Annotated in this window: 5 protein-coding genes; all 5 read right to left on the bottom strand. The window is 69.9% G+C overall.

All coding sequences use genetic code 11. The features are described 5' to 3' along the window. The coding region (locus ACWEQQ_RS43355; RefSeq protein ID WP_452352347.1) for an amino acid adenylation domain-containing protein at positions 1 to 14997 on the bottom strand (14997 nt) is incomplete at its 3' end. Positions 14998 to 15300: 303 nt separating this feature from the next. After that, on the bottom strand, positions 15301 to 16059 hold the full coding sequence (gene cobM / locus ACWEQQ_RS43350) for a precorrin-4 C(11)-methyltransferase (RefSeq protein ID WP_452344781.1): 759 nt from the start codon (positions 16057 to 16059) through the stop codon (positions 15301 to 15303). A 57-nt stretch (positions 16060 to 16116) separates the two neighbouring features. Beyond that, entirely contained in the window at positions 16117 to 16542 is a 426-nt protein-coding gene (locus tag ACWEQQ_RS43345) for a PPOX class F420-dependent oxidoreductase (protein ID WP_452352346.1), read from the bottom strand. 18 nt (positions 16543 to 16560) lie between these two features. Beyond that, a complete protein-coding gene (locus ACWEQQ_RS43340) occupies positions 16561 to 17196 on the bottom strand; it encodes a LuxR C-terminal-related transcriptional regulator (protein ID WP_033090529.1) in 636 nt (211 codons plus the stop codon). Then, the gene (locus ACWEQQ_RS43335) at positions 17193 to 18371 is read right to left on the bottom strand and encodes a sensor histidine kinase (protein ID WP_452352345.1); all 1179 of its coding nucleotides are present in this window, start codon (positions 18369 to 18371) and stop codon (positions 17193 to 17195) included. Before ACWEQQ_RS43335 ends, ACWEQQ_RS43340 begins: the two co-directional genes overlap by 4 nt. Between the last annotated feature and the right edge of the window lie 43 nt (positions 18372 to 18414).

The raw sequence follows: 18414 nt of genomic DNA, 5'->3' as shown, positions 1-18414 counted from the left end.
CGGGCGGCCCGTGGAACCGGAGGTATAGATGACATAGGCGACATGGTCCGGACGCAACGCCGCCCGGCGGTCGGCATCGGTGACCGGGGCATCGGCCGCGTCCACGATGTTGCCCGCCTCCAGAGAGAACCCGTCCAGCAGGATGGTGTTCAGCTCGGCCGCCGCTCCACCTCCCAGCACTTGCTCGACCTGCACGGTCGAGTCGGTGATCACACTGGTCGGCTTCGCGTCCGAGAGCACGTAGGCGATGCGGTCGGCCGGATAGGTGGGATCGATCGGCACGTAGCCCGCACCGGTCTTGATCACGGCCAGCAGCGCCACCACCAGATCCGCCGAACGCGGCAGCAGCACCGCGACCAGCGATTCCGGTCCCGCGCCCTCGCCGATCAGGCGGCGCGCCAGCACATTCGCGCGGCGGTCCAGATCGAAGTAGGTGAGTTCCTCGTCGCCGAAGCGCACCGCGACGCGCTCCGGATTCGCGGCCACCGCCAGATCGAACAGGCTCGACAGGGTGGCGTCGGCCGCCACGAACGGGCTGGCCAGGGCGGCCAGCGGGTTGGCCAGGCGCTCGGCAGACGCGCCCAGCGCGAGCAGGGCGGCGGCCTCGGGCGCGATGCCCGAGGTGCCCTCGGCGACAGCGCGTTCGGCATCGGCGACCGCGGCCCGCGCGGTCTGGGCCAGGGCGACGATGTCCTCGCCCGCGGAGACCCAGTGCTCGGCCACATTGTGGCGCTCGCCCTCGCCCAGCAGGTCGATATCGCCGATGAGCGCGGCCGGATCCTCGGCGACCGCGCGCAGGATGCGGACCAGGCGCTCGGCGAAGGAGATGACGGTCTCGGCGTCGAACAGGTCGGCGGCGTAGTTCCAGGACAGGCCCAGCGAGCCGTCGGCGCGCTCGCTCACGGTGAGCTGCACGTCGAACTTGGCGGTGCCCGGGTCGAATTCGACGACCTCGAGCTCGAGGCCCGGCAGCGCGACCGCCGCGGCGTCCTTGGCCCCGGCGGCCTCGAAGGTCAGCGCCACCTGGAACAGCGGGTGGTGCGCCTGCGAGCGGACCGGGCTGAGCACGTCGACGAGACGCTCGAACGGCACGTCGGCGTGCGCGAAGGCGGCCAGGTCGGTGCGGCGCACCTGGGCCAGCAGGTCGCGGAAGGCGGCGTCCGGCCGCACCTCGCTGCGCAGCACCAGGGTGTTGACGAACATGCCGACCAGGTCGTCCAGCGCGCGTTCGCCGCGGCCCGCGATGGGGGTGCCGATGGCGATGTCGGTGGCCCGGGACAGGCGCGCGGCCCAGGTGGCCAGGGCGGCGTGCACCAGCATGAACAGGGTGACGTCGTGCTCGCGGGCCACGCCGGTCAGGGCGCGGTGCAGCTCGGCGTCGATCGAGAAGTCGTAGGTGCCACCGGCATTGGTGGCGATCTCCGGCCGCGGGCGGTCGGCCGGCAGTTCGATCTGCTCGGGCAGGTCGGCCAGCCGGTCGGTCCAGTAGGCGATCTGCTGGGCCGCCAGGGACTCGGAATCGGTTTCCGCGCCGAGGATCTCGCGCTGCCACAGCGTGTAGTCGGCGTACTGCACCGGCAGCGGCGCCCAGGCCGGGGCCTCGCCGGTGCTGCGGGACAGGTAGGCGGCCACCACATCCCGCAGCAGCGGGCGCAGCGAGACGCCGTCCGCGCTGATGTGGTGCAGCACCAGCACGACGACGTGCTCGTTTTCGCTGAGGCTGAGCACGGTGGCGCGGAACGGCAGTTCGCGGGTGACGTCGAAGAACACGCTCGCGAGCTGGGTGACGCGGGCGGTCAGGTCGGCCGCGGTGACGGTCTCGGTCCGCACCTCGAACTCGACCTCGGACAGCGGCAGGATGCGCTGGTAGCCGTCGCCCTCGACCTCGGGGTAGATGGTGCGCAGCGACTCGTGGCGGGCCAGCACGTCGCCGATGGCGGCGGTGAAGGCGGCCGGGTCGATCGCCCCGGTGAGCTTCAGCGCCACCGGGATGTTGTTGACCGCGGTGCGGTTGTCGAAGCGGTTCAGGAACCACATGCGCTGCTGTGCGAGCGACAGCGGCACCAGCTCCGGGCGCTCCTGGGCGGCCAGCGCGGCGCGCGCGCCGGTGCCGACGCGCGATTCCAGTTGCGCGGCAAGGGAAGCCACGGTGGTGGCCTCGAACAGCGCGCGCAGCGGGATGTCGGCGTCCAGGGCGGCCGACAGGCGCGCGATCACCTGGGTGGCGATGAGCGAGTTGCCGCCGAGCTCGAAGAAGTCGTCGTCCAGGCCGACCCGGTCCAGGCCGAGCACGTCGGCGATGGTGCCGGCGACCGTCTGCTGCACCGGCGTGGCCGGGGCGCGGTAGGTCTTGGCGGCGAAGGTCGGCGCGGGCAGCTGCTTGCGGTCCAGCTTGCCGGAGGCATTGAGCGGGAAGGCGTCCAGCACCATGAAGGCGGCCGGGACCATGTAGGCCGGAAGCCGCTCGGACAGTTCGTCCTTGACCGCGTCGAGGTCGAGGTGACCGTCGGCGGCGATCAGGTAGGCGACCAGCTGATCGCCGGTGCGCTCGTCGGTGCGGACCACCACCACGGACTGGGCGATCGACGGCAGCGCGGTGAGCGCCGACTCGATCTCGCCGAGCTCGATGCGCAGACCGCGCAGCTTCACCTGGAAGTCGGTGCGGCCCAGGTACTCCAGCTCGCCATGACCCGTCCAGGTGACCAGGTCACCGGTGCGGTACATGCGGGCGCCGGCGCCGAAGGGGTTGGCCACGAAACGATCCGCGGTCAGGTCGGGGCGCGCCACATAGCCGGTGGCCAGCTGATCGCCCGCCAGGTACAGCTCACCCGCGACACCCACCGGAACCGGCTTCAGACGCGAATCCAGCACGTACACCTGGGTGTTGAAGACCGGCGCGCCGATCGGCACCGAGGCCAGGTCGGCGTCGGTGACCTCGTGGAAGGTCACGTCGACCGCCGCCTCGGTGGGGCCGTACAGGTTGTGCAGGCGAGCGCCGGTCAGTTCGCGCAGCTTCTGCGCGGTCGGCGCGGGCAGGCCCTCACCGGAGGCGAAGACATTGGTCAGGCTGACGCAATCGGCCGCGGTCGGCTCGGCCACGAAGACGGCCAGCATGGACGGCACGAAGTGGGTGACCGTGACGCCCTCGCGGACGATGATCTCGGCCAGGTAGGCCGGATCGCGGTGGCCGTCCGGCTTGGCGACCACCAGGCGCGCGCCGACCTGCAAGGGCCAGAAGAACTCCCACACCGACACGTCGAAGGTGGCGGGGGTCTTCTGCAGCACCACGTCATAGGCGGCCAGCCCGTACTGGGCGTGCATCCACACCAGACGGTTCACGATCGCGGCGTGGCTCACGGCCACACCCTTGGGGCGGCCGGTGGAGCCGGACGTGAAGATCACGTACGCGGTGTTCCGCGGCCGCAGCGGCGAGCGGCGCTCGGCATCGGCGACCGGGGTGTCGGCGAAGCCGGACAGGTCCAGCTCGTCGATCCGGACCTGGCGCGCGTCAACGCCTTCCAGGTCGTCGCCGGAAGTCAGCACGCAGACCGGTTGTGCGGTCTCGAGGATGTACTGGGTGCGCTCGGCCGGGTGATCCGGATCCAGCGGCACGTACGCGCCACCGGCGACGGCGACCGCGTACATGCCCGCGACCAGGTCGATGGAGCGGCGCATACCCAGCGCCACGAAGGATTCCGGTCCGACACCCTCGGCGATGAGCCAGCGCGCCAGCTTACGCACGCGAGCGGCGAACTCGGCGTAGGACAACTGTGTCTTATTTTCCGGGCTCCGCCCGGGCGTCCCCTCGAAAGTGACAGCAGTCGCTTCGGGAGTCAGTGCGACCTGCGCCTCGAACAGCGAAACCAGGGTCGCCGCAGCGCCTTCGGAGATCTCCGGCAGTGCGGTATCCAGCTCGAACGCGGTCTCGTTCCAGCCGACCAGCAGCTGGCGGCGTTCGGCCTCGCTCAGCAGCTCGACATCGCCGACCAGCTGGGCCGGGTCCGCGGCCACGGCGGTGAGCATGGCGACGAAGCGCTGCGCGAACACATCGGCGTACTGCGCGTCGAAAAGGTCTGTCGCATAGACGAGTTCGGCATCCATGGCCGCGATGTCCGATTCGCGGCCCGCCGCGGCACCGTCGACGACCTCGCTCAGCGTCAGCTGCAGGTCGAACTTGGCCGACTGCTGGTCGATGGCCAGCTCGGACACGCTCAGACCCGGTAGCTCCAGCGAGGTGCGGCCCAGATTCTGGAACGACAGCATGACCTGGAACAGCGGGTGCCGGGCCTGCGAGCGGGCCGGGTTGAGCACCTCGACCAGCCGCTCGAACTGCACATCCGCGTGGGCGAAGGCCTGCAGATCGCGCTCGCGCACGGTCTTCAGCAGGTCGGTGAAGCTGGTGCCGGTATCGACCGGCGACCGCAGCACCAGGGTGTTGACGAACATGCCGACGAGATCGTCGAGGGCCTGCTCGCCACGGCCCGCCACCGGAATGCCGACCGCGATGTCCTCGGTGCCGCTCAGGCGCGCCAGCAGCGCGGCGAAAGCGCTGTGCACCACCATGAACAGGGTGGTGCCATTGGACTGCGCCACCCGGTTCAGCCCGGCGATGAGCTCGCCCGGCACCTGGAACCGGTGGGTACCGGCGTCGTAGGACGCGACGGCCGGCCGCGGCTTGGCCGACAGGCGCAGCTCGTCCGGCAGGCCGGACAGGGTGCCGCGCCAGTAGTCGAGCTGCTCGGTGATGAGCGAGCGCGGATCCTCTTCCGAGCCCAGTGTTTCCCGCTGCCACAGCGCGTAATCCGCGTACTGCACCGGCAGTTCGGTCCAGCCCGGGGTCTCGCCGTTGCTGCGCGCGATGTAGGCGGTCATCAGGTCGCGCACCAGCGGGTTCATCGAGAAACCGTCGGCGGCGATGTGGTGGGCCACCAGCACCAGCACATGATCGTCGGCCGCGAGGCGATAGGCGCGCAGGCGGACGGCGGTCTCGGTGGTGACGTCGAAGCCGCGGGCGGCGAACTCGTAGACCGCGGCGAACAATTCGCCCTCGGTCACGTCCAGCACATCCAGCTCGGGGATGGCGCGGCCGGTGGGCAGCACCTTCTGGTAGGCGACGCCCTCGTGCGACGGGTAGAGGGTGCGCAGCGACTCGTGCCGCGCCACCACGTCGGCGATGGCCCCGCGCATGGCGTCGAGATCCAGTGCACCGGTGAGCCTTACGGCCGCCGGGATGTTGTTGGCGGCCGAGTCCGGATCGAACCGGTTGAGGAACCACATGCGCTGCTGCGCCAGCGATAGCGGCGGGTACTCCGGCCGGGACCGAACCGTGAGGGCCTGACGCACACCGGTTCCCGCGTGCGACTCGACACGGGCGGCCAGCGCGGCCACGGTCGGGGCCTCGAACAGCACACGCACGCCGATCTCGGCGTTCAGCGCCGCGGCCAGGCGGGCCACCACCTGGGTGGCGACCAGCGAGTTGCCGCCCAGCTCGAAGAAGTCGTCGTCCACGCCGACGCGCTCGGCACCGAGCAGGTCGGCGAAGATCTGCGCGATGATCTCCTCGATCGGGGTGGAGGGGGCGCGGAAACGCTTGGCCTCGAAGACCGGCGCGGGCAGCGCCCGGCGGTCCAGCTTGCCGGAGGCGTTGACCGGGAAGGCGTCCAGCACCACGAGCGCGGCCGGGACCATGTAGGCGGGCAGCGAGCCGCTCAGCGCGGCCTTGACCGCGTCGACGTCCACGACCGCCTCGGCCTCACGCACCACATAGCCGACCAGCTGGTCACCGGCGTGCGCGTCGGTGCGCACCACCACGACCGACTGGGCGATGGCCGGCTGCGCCAGCAGCGCGGCCTCGATCTCGCCGAGCTCGATGCGCAGACCGCGCAGCTTGACCTGGAAGTCGGTGCGGCCCAGGTAGTTCAGTTCACCGTCGGCGGTCCAGGAGACCAGGTCGCCGGTGCGGTACATGCGGTCGCCGGAGACGAACGGGTTCGCGACGAAGCGATCGGCGGAGAGGTCGGGGCGGCCCAGGTAGCCGCGCGCCAGCTGGTCGCCCGCCAGATAGAGCTCACCCGCGACACCCGGCGCGACCGGGTGCAGGCGGGCGTCGAGCACGTAGGTCTCGGTGTTCCAGACCGGGCGGCCGATCGGCACGAACACGGTGTCGGTGTCCACGACCTCGTGGTAGGTGACGTCGACGGCCGCTTCGGTCGGGCCGTACAGGTTGTGCAGCCGCGCACCGGTCAGCTGACGCAGCTTCTGCGCGGTCGGCGCGGGCAGCGCCTCACCCGAGGCGAAGACCTGCCGCAAACGCGGTGCGGGGACCGAGGAGTCGCCGTTCTCGTTGCCGAGGGTGGCGACGAACACCGACAGCATCGACGGCACGAAGTGGGCGGTGGTGATGCCGGTCTCGGCGATGACCTGGGCCAGGTACACCGGGTCGCGGTGGCCGTCCGGCCTGGCGACCACCAGGCGGGCGCCGGTCTGCAGGGGCCAGAAGAACTCCCAGACCGACACGTCGAAGGTGGCCGGAGTCTTCTGCAGGACAGCGTCGTTCGCGTCGATCGGGTACTCGTGCTGCATCCACAGCAGGCGGTTCACGATCGCACCGTGCTCGACCGCGACACCCTTCGGGCGGCCGGTCGAACCGGAGGTGAAGATGACGTAGGCCGTGTGCTCCGGCCGGATCGCCTGTCCCCGTTCGGCAGCCGTGATCGGCGCGTCGGAGTAGGCTTCCAGGTTCAGCGTGTCGACCTCGAGCACCGGCACATTGCGGCCGGTGACGAAATCGTCGCGGCCGGTGGTGAGGATCGCGACCGGGCGGGCGGTGTCGAGCACGTAGTCGATGCGCTCGTCCGGCTGATCCGGATCCAGCGGCACGTACGCGCCACCGGCCTCCAGCACCGCGTACATGGCGACGACCAGATCCAGCGAGCGCCGGATGGCCAGCGCCACATGCGATTCCGCGCCGACGCCCTGGGCGATGAGCTTGCGGGCCAGCTGGTGCACCCGCGCCGCGAACTCGGCGTAGGACAGAACTGTCCCCTCGAATTCCACGGCAGGCGCATCGGGGCTGGTCAGAGCCTGTGCTTCGAACAGCGAAACCAGCGTCGCGGCCTCACCCTCCGGCAGCGCGGGCAGCACCCGCGCCAGGTTGAACGCGGTGTCGTTCCAGTCGTCGAGCACCCGCTCGCGCTCGTCGGCGACCAGCAGGTCGATATCGCCGAGCGGCCGGTCCGGGTCCGCGACAACGGCTGCCAGGATCAGGTCCAGGCGGTGCGCGAAGGCCGCGATGGTGGGCTCGTCGAAAAGGTCCAGCGCATAGGAGATCTCGGCGGACATACCGGCGTTCTCGCCGTGGTCGTCCTGCGCCTCCTGCAGGGTCAGCTGCAGGTCGAACTTGGCCAGGCGGGCGTCGTAGTCGATGCCGTTGACCGAGAGCCCGGGCAGTTCCAGGCTGGCCTGCCGGGTGTTCTGGAAGGTCAGCATGACCTGGAACAGCGGGTGGCGGGCCTGCGAGCGGGCCGGGTTGAGCACCTCGACCAGCCGCTCGAACGGGACGTCCGCGTGCGCGAAGGCGTGCAGGTCGGTGTCGCGGGAGCGGGCCAGCAGGTCGGCGAAGGTCTCGCTGCCGTCCACCTCGGTGCGCAGCACCAGGGTGTTGACGAACATGCCGATCAGGTCGTCGAGCGCGGCCTCACCGCGGCCGTGCACCGGGGTGCCGATGGCGATGTCGCCGGTCCCGGACAGGCGGGCCAGCAGCACCGCGAGCGCACTGTGCATGACCATGAACAGCGAGGCATTGTGCCGGCGGCCCAGATCCACCAGCGCCTGCTGGGTTTCGGCGGAGATGGCGAACGGGTAGGTGCCACCCTGGTAGCTGGCCACGGCCGGCCGCTGCCGGTCGGCGGGCAGCACCAGCTCGTCCGGCAGATCGGCGAGCGCGTCGGTCCAGTAGCGGATCTGCTTGGCGATCAGCGAATCCGGGTCGTCCTCGGAGCCGAGCACCTCGCGCTGCCAGAGCGCGTAGTCGGCGTACTGCACCGGCAGTTCCGCCCAGGCCGGGGCCTCCCACGAGGTGCGGGCGGCGTAAGCGACCATGACGTCGCGGGCCAGCGGGCCCATGGACCAGCCGTCGGCACTGATGTGGTGGACCACCATGCCGAGGATGTACTCGGACTCGCTGATCTCGAAAAGCGCGGCGTGCAAAGGCACTTCGTCGGTGACGTCGAAGGCCATGGTGGCCAGCTCGACCAGGTGGTCGATCAGATTCGACTCGGTCACCGGCACCGGCGTCAGGTCGGGCACGATCTGCGCGGCGTCCAGCACCCGCTGCACCGGGCCGTGCGCGGTCTCCGGGAAGACGGTGCGCAGCGACTCGTGGCGGTCGATGACGTCGATGACCGCGACCTGCAGGGCCGCGATATCGAGCTCACCGGAGAGCCGGATGGCGACCGGGATGTTGTTCACCGCCGAGGCGGTATCGAAGCGGTTGAGGAACCACATGCGCTGCTGCGCCAGCGAAAGCGGGACCTCGCTGGGCCGTTCGCGGGCCACCAGGGCCTTGCGGCCGCCGTCGCCGACGTGCGATTCCACCCGGGCCGCCAGGGCTTCCACGGTGGCGGCCTCGAACAGCATGCGCACCGGCACGCGGGTGTCGAGGGCCGTACCCAGTCGGGTCGCCACCTGGGTGGCGATCAGCGAGTTTCCGCCCAGTTCGAAGAAGTCGTCGTCGACGCCGACCCGGGCGATGCCCAGCACCTCGCCGAAGATCTGGGCGACGATCTCCTCGATCGGCGTTGTGGGAGCACGGAATTCGCGGACCTCGAAGCGCGGCGCGGGCAGCGCGCGGCGGTCCAGCTTGCCGGAGGCGTTCACCGGGAACGCGTCCAGCACCATGATCGAACCCGGCACCATGTAGGCGGGCAGGGTGCGCTGCAGCGAGGTCTTGACGCCGTCCAGATCCACCGGGCCGCCGGCCACGATGTAGGCGACCAGCTGATCGCCGGCCACGGTGTCGATGACCAGCACCACGGCCTGCTGCACCTTGGGGTGGTCCAGCAGCGCGGCCTCGATCTCGCCGAGCTCGATGCGCTGGCCGCGGAACTTCACCTGGAAGTCGGTGCGGCCGATGTAGTCGATGACGCCCGGGTCGTTGTGGTTCCAGCGCACCAGGTCACCGGTGCGGTACAGGCGCGAACCCGGCTCGCCGTAGGGGTTGGCGACGAAGCGCTCGGCGCTCAGGTCCGGGCGGCCGAAGTAGCCGCGGGCCACCTGGACACCGCCCAGGTAGAGCTCACCCGGGACACCCGCGGGCACCGGGCTCAGGCCCTCGTCCAGCACATAGGTCTGCGCGTTCCACACCGGGCGGCCGATGGGCACCGAGGTGACCACGGGCGCGTCGATGGGCGCGTAGGTGGCGTGCACGGTGAACTCGGTCGGGCCGTACAGGTTGTGCACGGCCGCGGTGGAGAAGCGGCGGAAGGCGGTCACGGTGGACGGCGGCAGCGCCTCACCGGCGACCAGCACCGCACGCAGCGACAGGCATTCGGCCGACGAGGCGCTGGAGGCGAACACGCTCAGCATGGACGGCACGAACGAGGTCATGGTGACCCGGTGCCGGCCGATGACCTCCGACAGGTACATCGGATCGCGGTGGCCGTCCGGCGCGGCGATGACCTGCTGCGCGCCCACGGCCAGCGAGCCGAACAGCTCCCACACCGAGACGTCGAAGGTGACCGGCGTCTTCTGCAGGATCACATCGGTGTCGTCGATGTCGTATTCGCGGGTGATCCAGGCGATCTGGTTGAGCACCGCGGCATGCGGGATGGCCACGCCCTTGGGGCGGCCGGTCGAGCCGGAGGTGAACAGCACATAGGCGGCATTGGTCGGCCGCAGCGGCGCCAGGCGGTCCGCGTCGGCGACCGGGGCGGCACTGTAATCGCCCAGATCCAGCGAATCCAGGTGCAGCACCGGGCAATCCGAGGATTCCACGGCATCGTCGGCGGTGGTGAGCAGCACCACCGGCTCGGCGGTGCGCAGCACGTAGTCGGTGCGCTCGGCCGGGTGGTCCGGGTCGATCGGCACGTAACCGCCGCCGGCGGTGAGGGTGGCGTAGATGGCGACCAGCATGTCCACCGAGCGGCGGATGCCCACCGCGACCAGGGACTCCGGACCCACGCCGGCGTCGATCAGCCTGCGCGCCAGGCGATTCACGCGCGCGGAGAACTCCGCGTAGCTCAGCTCCTCGGCGGGGCCGAACATGCTGCCGTTGCGCTCGCCCGGATCGAAGATCAGCGCGGTGGCGTCCGGCCGGATCCGCACCTGCCGCTCGAACAGGTCGAGAACGGTTGCGGCGGACGGAAGTTCACGTGCGGTGTGGTTCCACGCGTGCAGCACGGTCTCGCGCTCACCGGCGTCGAGGACGTCGATATCGCGCACCACGGTGTCCGGTGCGGCGACCGCGGTTTCCAGGACGCGGAGGTAGCGCTGCCCGAACTCGGCCACGGTCGAGGCGTCGAACAGATCGGTGGCGTAGGACAGCACCACCGCCAGCCCGGCCGGCTCACCGGCCAGGCCGCGCTGCTCGGTCAGCGTCCACTGCAGGTCGAACTTGGCGATGTCGACCTCGAGCTCGTCCGCGGAGACGGTGAGGCCGGGCAGCTCCATGGAGCCGTGCGACATCTCCTGGAACGACAGCATGACCTGGAACAGCGGGTGCCGGGCCTGCGAACGGGTCGGGTTGAGCACCTCGACCAGCCGCTCGAACGGGACATCGGTATTGGCGAAGGCCGCCAGGTCGGTCTCCCGGGTGCGGGCCAGGAAGTCGGTGAAGCGCTCGGCCCCATCCACCTCCGAACGCAGCACCAGGGTGTTGACGAACATGCCGATCAGGTCGTCGAGCGCCTGCTCACCACGACCGGCGACCGGGGTGCCGATGGCGATGTCGCTGGTGCCCGAGAGCCGGGCCAGCAGCACGGCCAGCGCGCTGTGCATGACCATGAACAGCGAAACACCCTGGGCGCGCGCCAAACCCGCCAGCCGGGTGTGCAACTCGGCCGGAATGTCGAAGGTGACGCGGGAGCCGTGGAAGCTCTGCACCGGCGGACGCTGACGGTCGGCCGGCAGGTCCAGCTGATCCGGCAGCCCGGCCAGCGCCCCACACCAGTAGGCGATCTGGCGGGCGGCCATGGACTCGGCATCGGATTCCGAACCGAGCACCTCGCGCTGCCAGATGCTGAAGTCCTGGTACTGCACCGGCAGCGGCGCCCACGCGGGCTCCTGACCGGCCACGCGCGCCAGGTAGGCGGCGGTCATGTCGCGCGAGAGCGGCCCGAACGAGAAGCCGTCCGCCGCAATGTGATGCACCACGAAGGCGACGGCGAGATCGACCTCGCCGGCCTCGAGCGCCGCCGCACCGGCGACCCGGAAGACGCGCACGCGAATCGGCAGCTGGGTCGAGACATCGAAACCGGCGGAGGCGAATTCCGCCAGCGCGGACGGCAATTCGGTCTCGGCGAGATCGATGACCTCGATGCCCAGCTCCACCTCGGACATCGGCAGCACCTGCTGGAAGCCGCCGTCGCCGGACTCGGGGAAGATGGTGCGCAGGGATTCCTGGCGCGCGACCACATCGGCCAGCGCCAGCTGCAGGGCCTCGATATCGACCTGCCCGCGCAACCGCACCACGAACGGCAGGTTGTAGGTGGGGACGTTCGGGTCGAACTGGTTGAGGAACCACATGCGCTGCTGCGCCAGCGACAGCGGCACCCGATCGGGGCGCTCCTGCGCCACCAGCGGAGTACGCGAAACATCGGACGGCCCAGCGGCTTCCACCCGCGCGGCGAGGCCCGCCACGGTGGGGGTCTCGAACAGCGCGCGCACACCCAGGCGGGTGCTGAACGCGGCCGAGATGCGGGCCACCACCTGGGTGGCGACCAGCGAGTTGCCGCCCAGATCGAAGAAGTTGTCGTCGACGCCGACCCGGTCGTGGCCGAGCACATCGGCGAACACGCCCGCCACGATCTCCTCGGCGGCGGTGCGCGGCGCGCGGTAGCCGGCGGCATCCGCGCTGAACACCGGCTCCGGCAGGGCCTTGCGGTCCAGCTTGCCGGAGGTGTTGAGCGGGAAGGCGTCCAGCACCATGATCGACGCCGGAACCATGTAGGACGGCAACTTCTCGGCGGCGAAACGGGTCAGCTCGGCCGGATCGATGGACTGGCCGGGGACCGGGACCACGTACGCGACCAACTGCTGACCGGTGGCGGTGTCCATGACCAGGACGGCGGCCTGGCTGACGGCCGGGTGGGCCAGCAGGTCGGTCTCGATCTCGCCGAGCTCGATGCGCTGACCGCGGAACTTCACCTGGAAGTCGGTGCGGCCGATGTACTCCAGCGCGCCCGCCTCGTTCCAGCGGACCAGGTCACCGGTGCGGTACATGCGTTCGCCGTTGGGCGACAACGGGTTCGCGACGAAGCGATCGGAGGTCAGATCCGGACGGCCCTTGTACCCGCGGGCCAGCTGACGACCCGCTAGATAGAGCTCACCCGCGGCGCCGATGGCGGCGGGCCGCAGCCGCGAATCCAGAACGTAGACTTCGACATTCCACTCGGGCAGACCGATCGGCACCGTGACGGTGTCGGCGGCGGTGTTCTCCCAGTAGGTGACCGAGACCGCGGCCTCGGTGGGGCCGTACAGGTTGTGCAGGCCGGCCGAGGCGATCTCGCGGAAGCCGGCGCCGGTCTCCGGCGGCAGCGCCTCACCGATCACGAAAACGTACTTCAGCGAGGCACACTGGGCCCGGGTGGCGTGCGCGACGAAGACCGTCAGCATGGACGGCACGAAGTCGGTGACCGTGACGCCGTGGCGCTCGATCATCTCCGCCACGTACAGCGGATCGCGGTGGCCGTCCGGGGTCGCCACGATGAGCTTCGCGCCCACCAGCAGCGGCATGAAGTAGCCCCACAGCGACACGTCGAAGGTGGTGGCGGTCTTCTGCAGGTAGACATCGTCTTCGGTGAGCGGATACTCGTCGAGCATCCACAGCTCTTGATTGACGATGGCGTGGTGGGTGACGGCGACGCCCTTGGGGCGGCCGGTCGAACCCGAGGTGTAGATGACGTAGGCGGTGTTGTCCGGGCGCAGCGGGGCCCGGCGATCCGCATCGGTCACCGGCTCCGCGGAGAAGCCGGAGACGTCGAGCGTGTCGATCGCCAAGCGGCGCACGGAGTCCGGCAGCTCGAGTTCGTCGCGGGCGGTGGTCAGCACACAGACCGGTGCCGCGGACTCGAGGATGTAGGCGGTGCGGTCGGCCGGGTGATCCGGGTCGATCGGCACGTAGGCGCCACCGGCGCGCAGCACCGCGTGCATGCCGACGACCAGGTCGAGCGAGCGGCGCATGCCCAGGGCGACCAGCGATTCCGGGCCGACGCCGTCCGCGATGAGGAAGCGGGCCAGGCGATTGACGCGCGCACCGAACTCGGCGTACGTGAGCTGCTCGCCCTCGAACTCGACGGCGACATTGTCCGGGGTCAGCGGAATCTGCTTGTCCAGCAAGGCCGGCAGCGTGGTGACCGGCACCTCGTGCGCGGCGGAGTTCCACTCCACCAGGGTGCGGGTGCGCTCGGCCGCGGTGGTGATGGGCAGGCCCCAGACGGGCTGCTCCACCCCCGCCGCCAGGAAGCGGTCGAAGAACTCCAGGAACCGCGCGTGGTGACGCTCGGTCTCGTCCTCGGAGTACAGGTTGGGGTTGGTCTCGAAATCGATGTGATTCCGGGTGCCCTTCACCGACTGGTAGAAGTTGACGCCCAGATCCTCGATGGAACCGGTGGACAGCACGCTGTATTCACCGGTGATGTCACCGAGCACGACCTCGTTGTGGAACAACATGATGTTGACCCACGGGCCGAAGAACTGCGAGCCCACCTCGCCGCCGGTGAACTCGCCGGTCGAGTCGCGGCGAATGTCCTCGGCACGGTAGCGCTGGTGACGCAGCGCACCCGACACCTCGACCTGCACCTGCTTGAGCAGATCGCTCACGGTCACGCCGTGGCCGACGCGCAGGCGCAGCGGCACGATGTTCGAGGCCGCGCCGCCGGAGCGGCGCATGATCGCGGTGGTGCGCGCGGTCACCGGGAGGCTGAGGATGACGTCCTCGCTGCCGGTCCACTGCGCGAGATAGGCGGCGAAACCGGCGATGAGCAGGCCCGCGGGCGACGACTCGTGGCGCGCCACGGCGTCGTCCAGCAGCGAGCTCTGGTCCTCGCTGAGCGCGCCCGTGGCGATCCGGTTGATGGCGGCCGGCGGCGCGGAGCGGCCGACCAGGCTGGTGCCGTCCTCGAGCCCGGCGACCCGCTCGGCCCAGTACTCCTTGTCCGACTTGAAGCGGCTGCTCTCGCGGTAGGCGAATTCCTGCTCGACCAGGGTGGGCAGGTCGGTCAGCTTGTGCGGCGCGGGCTCGACGCCCCGCACATACGCGGTGTACAGCTCGGCGACGCGGGTCATGTAGGTCACCGCGCCGAAGCCGTCCAGCACGATGTGGTGGATGCGCGCGTACCAGTAGTAATGGCCGTCGGCCAGCTTCAGCATGGCCGTGCGGATGAGGCGGTCCCGGGTGAGGTCCAGCGGGGCGCTGTAGTCGGCGCGCATCCAGGCCTGGGCCGCGGCGGCCGGATCGGCCTCATCGGTCAGATCGACGTGGTAGATGGTGCGGTCCAGCGAGTGGTCCACCATCTGCATGGGCTCACCGTCACGCTCGACGACGCGCAGGAAGCCCGACCCGAACTCCTCCGAGCCGTGGACCATGGCGCGTTCCAGCAACTCGACGTCGAGTTCGCCGCGCAGTTCCACGTACTGGGCGATATTGATCGGGACCTGCGGGTCCAGGTGCTGGGCATACCAGATGCCGAGCTGCGCCGGCGACAGCGGGAAAATTTCGCCCGATCCCGGTGCGATTTCGCTGCCAGCTTCGCCGATGCCGCCGAAATCCAGCCGGTCCAACCCAAACCTCGCTTCCGGAACACCACGACACGCAGCGCTCCCCGCCGAAAACCCGAACAGGACGCCACGCCTGCTTCAGCGTGGCGTCCGGTGTTCGGGGCTCACTTCACCGTAAATTGAGACTCCCTGGGGTATCCCCCCAGCTGGCCGATCTTGTTACATGGGCGCGACCACACCCGTCGGCCGCTGCAGGGCAGCCACAGTCGCAAACTTGGTGACGGACACTCGGTCCAATCTACCGTCAGCGTGCAAGCGACAATAAGAAAGGGCCATAGCCCTTAACTATCATCGCATTTCGTACTTTCAGCCAGTGATGTGCGACCTATCGCGAGCAGGATCGTACAGATGCGACTGGGCACAGTTCAGGGTTTCGGCCAATGCGGGACCGACCAGAATCACGGCCGCCTGCCGCAGTCCGGCCGCCTCCACGCGATCGGCGATATCGGCCAGGGTGCCCCGGAGAACCTGCTGTTCAGGCTGGGTCGCGCGGTAGACCACCGCGACCGGACAGTCCGCGCCGTAGTCGGGGACCAGCTCCTGCGCGAGGGTCCGGATCCGGGTGATGGCGAGATGCAGGATCAGGGTCGCCCGGGTGCGCGCGAAATTTGCCAGCGCCTCCGATTCCGGCATCGCGGTCGACCGCGCCCGGGTGCGGGTCAGCACCACCGACTGCACCTGCTCCGGCACGGTGAGCTCCGCACCCAGCAGCGCCGCGGCGGCCGCGTACGCCGGCACCCCGGGCGTCACGTCCCAGGGGATTCCCAGGGCGTCCAGCCTGCGCTTCTGCTCGGTGAGCGCGGAATACAAGGAGGGATCGCCCGAGCACAACCGCGCGACGTCCTTGCCCTCGGCGTGTGCCCGCGCACAGTGCGCGATGATCTCGTCCAGATCCAGCCGCTGGGTATCGATCAGCTCGGCATCCGGCGCGCAGTGCCCCAGCACCTCGGGATCCAGATAGGTCCCCGCGTACAGGCACACCGGCGACCGCCGCAGCAGCTCGACCGCCCGTACGGTCAGCAGATCCGCCGCCCCCGGCCCGGCCCCGATGAAGTGCACTGTCATCGGCCGAGTCTCGCACACCCGCTCAGCCGAATTGCCCGGCCGCCACCGGCACCGCGATCAGCCGCTCACCGAGAAGTCGGTGACGATCTTGGTCGGGCGGAGGCGGACCACGAGTTCGCCGGGGACGGCATTGCGCTTGCCGAATTCGTCGGCGCGGTCGGGACCCATGTAGCGGGCGGCGATGTCGGTGGCGGTGCGGAGGAGTTCGTCCGGGTCCTCGGAGACTTCGGCCACACCCTGGACCTGAACGAAGGAGTACGGGGGTGTGGAGACGTCCACGCAGAGGCTCAGTCGGCCGTCGCGCCGGATCGAGCGGCCCTTGGCCGTGTCCCTACCGGTGTTGAAGACGATCTCGTCGCCTTCGAGGATGAACCAGACGGGCGCCACCAGGGGGCGGCCGTCGCTCGCCACGAAGGCGAGCTTGCCGGTCCGGGTGCCCTCGGTCAGGAAGTCGCGTACACGCTGATCGGACAGTGAGGCCATGGGCGACACCGTACGACCTCAGATGGCCCCGCGCTCGCGAGCCCGGGCCACGGCGGAGGTTCGGGATTTGACGCCGAGCTTCGAATAGATGTGGACCAGGTGGGATTTCACGGTGGTCTCGGAGAGGAACAGGCGCTTGCCGATCTCCCGGTTGGAATGGCCGTCGGCCACCAGGCGGAGGACCTCGATCTCGCGGGGACTCAAGGTGGTGTCGGGCTTGCGGACTCGCGTCATGAGACGCGAGGCGACCGAGGGCGACAGGACGCTCTCGCCCTCGGCGGCCGAGCGGACGGCGGCCAGCAGTTCGGCGGGCGGGGTGTCCTTGAGGATGTAGCCGACCGCGCCCGCCTCGATCGCGCCGAGGATGTCGGCGTCGGTGTCGTAGTTGGTGACCACCAGGACATTCGGCGGATTCGGGAGATCGCGCAGGGCCGCGGTGGCGTCCGCGCCGGACTTGCCGGGGCCGAAGCGCAGATCCATCAGGACCAGGTCGACAGGGGTGGTGGAGCAGAAGGCCACGGACTCTTCGGCGGTCGCCACCTCGCCCACGACTTCGATATCGTCGCAATCGGTTTCGGCGACGCTGGAGTCCAGCAGCGCGCGCAGGCCCGCGCGGACGATGGCGTGGTCGTCGGCGAGGAGGATGCGGATCATTTCTGCTCCGAGGGGACGGTGGGCTGCTCCTCCAGGGGGAAGGAGACGGTGACCGCGGTGTGGCCGGGCTCGGATTCGACATCCATGGTGCCGCCCTGCTGCTCCACCCGGCTGCGCATGGCATTGAGACCGAAACTGCCGGAAGGGGATTCGGCCAGCACCGCGGGATCGATGCCGACGCCGTCGTCGACCACGTCCAGGTGCACGGCGTCATCGGCGTAGGTGAGGGTGACCCGCATGCGCTGAGCGTGGGCGTGCCGCACCACATTCGAGACCGCGCCCTGGGTGATGCGGACCAGGGCGGCCTCCATGGACATGGGCAGCGCCTGCGGCTCCCCCTCGACGAGCACCTGGGCATCCAGGCCGGGCGCGGCGGCCCGCTCGGCAATGCGGTGCAGCGCACCGGCGAGGGACTGGCCCTCGAGTGCGGCGGGCGTGAGTTCCGCGATGAGCTGGCGGGTTTCGACCAGGCTGTCGGCGGCGGTCTCGCGGGCCAGCCGGATCTTCTCCAGCGCGGGATGATCCGGGGCGGCGCGCTCGACGGCGTGCAGCAGCAGCTGAATACTGCTGAGGCCCTGGGCAACCGTGTCGTGGATCTCCTGGGCCAGGCGCTCCCGCTCGGCCATCTTGCCGGCGGTGCGTTCCTGTTCGGCGAGAGTGTTTCTGGTGGCGAGCAATTCGTCGATGAGGCGCTGCCGTTCGGCGGCCTCCCGGAACAGCGCCTGGTAGCCGAGCCCGATGGCCACCGCGACCAGGGCGCCGAGCAGCGGGCCGATCACACCCGCCACCGTCCAGCCGCGGTGTGCGGCGTACCCGACCACCGACACCACCGTGGCCGCGGCCACCGCGAGCAGCCCCCAATTGCGCGGCAGCAGATGCAGATACAGGAAGAACAGTCCGAACACCAGGTACACCGCCAGCGGAGCCACGATCACCAGGCCCAGCCACAGCAGCGTCAACAGGCCCAGCCACACCCGCGCCGCGGGAAGATCGCGACGGAACCGGCCGCCGGCGAAGTAGACGCCGAGAAAGACGCTCGCGAGCACCACGACCAGCACCCGATGCGAACCCGTCAGGAACTCCTGCACCCCCACCACGATGGTGAGCGCCACCACCATGACATGCAGTCCCGCCTGCAGGGCGGAGAAGACCGGGGTGAGTGGCGAGCGGTGCACGCGACCAGCTTATGCCCGGCTATTGCCGCGGCATCCATCGAAA

The sequence above is a fragment of the Nocardia sp. NPDC004123 genome (assembly GCF_053603795.1).
This window is presented reverse-complemented; position numbering and strand designations above follow the sequence as displayed.

Excerpts from the sequence above, each read along its gene's own strand:
- cobM (WP_452344781.1), bottom strand. The coding sequence starts at position 16,059 with ATGACAGTGCACTTCATCGGGGCCGGGCCGGGGGCGGCGGATCTGCTG.
- ACWEQQ_RS43345 (WP_452352346.1), bottom strand. The coding sequence starts at position 16,542 with ATGGCCTCACTGTCCGATCAGCGTGTACGCGACTTCCTGACCGAGGGC.
- ACWEQQ_RS43340 (WP_033090529.1), bottom strand. The coding sequence starts at position 17,196 with ATGATCCGCATCCTCCTCGCCGACGACCACGCCATCGTCCGCGCGGGC.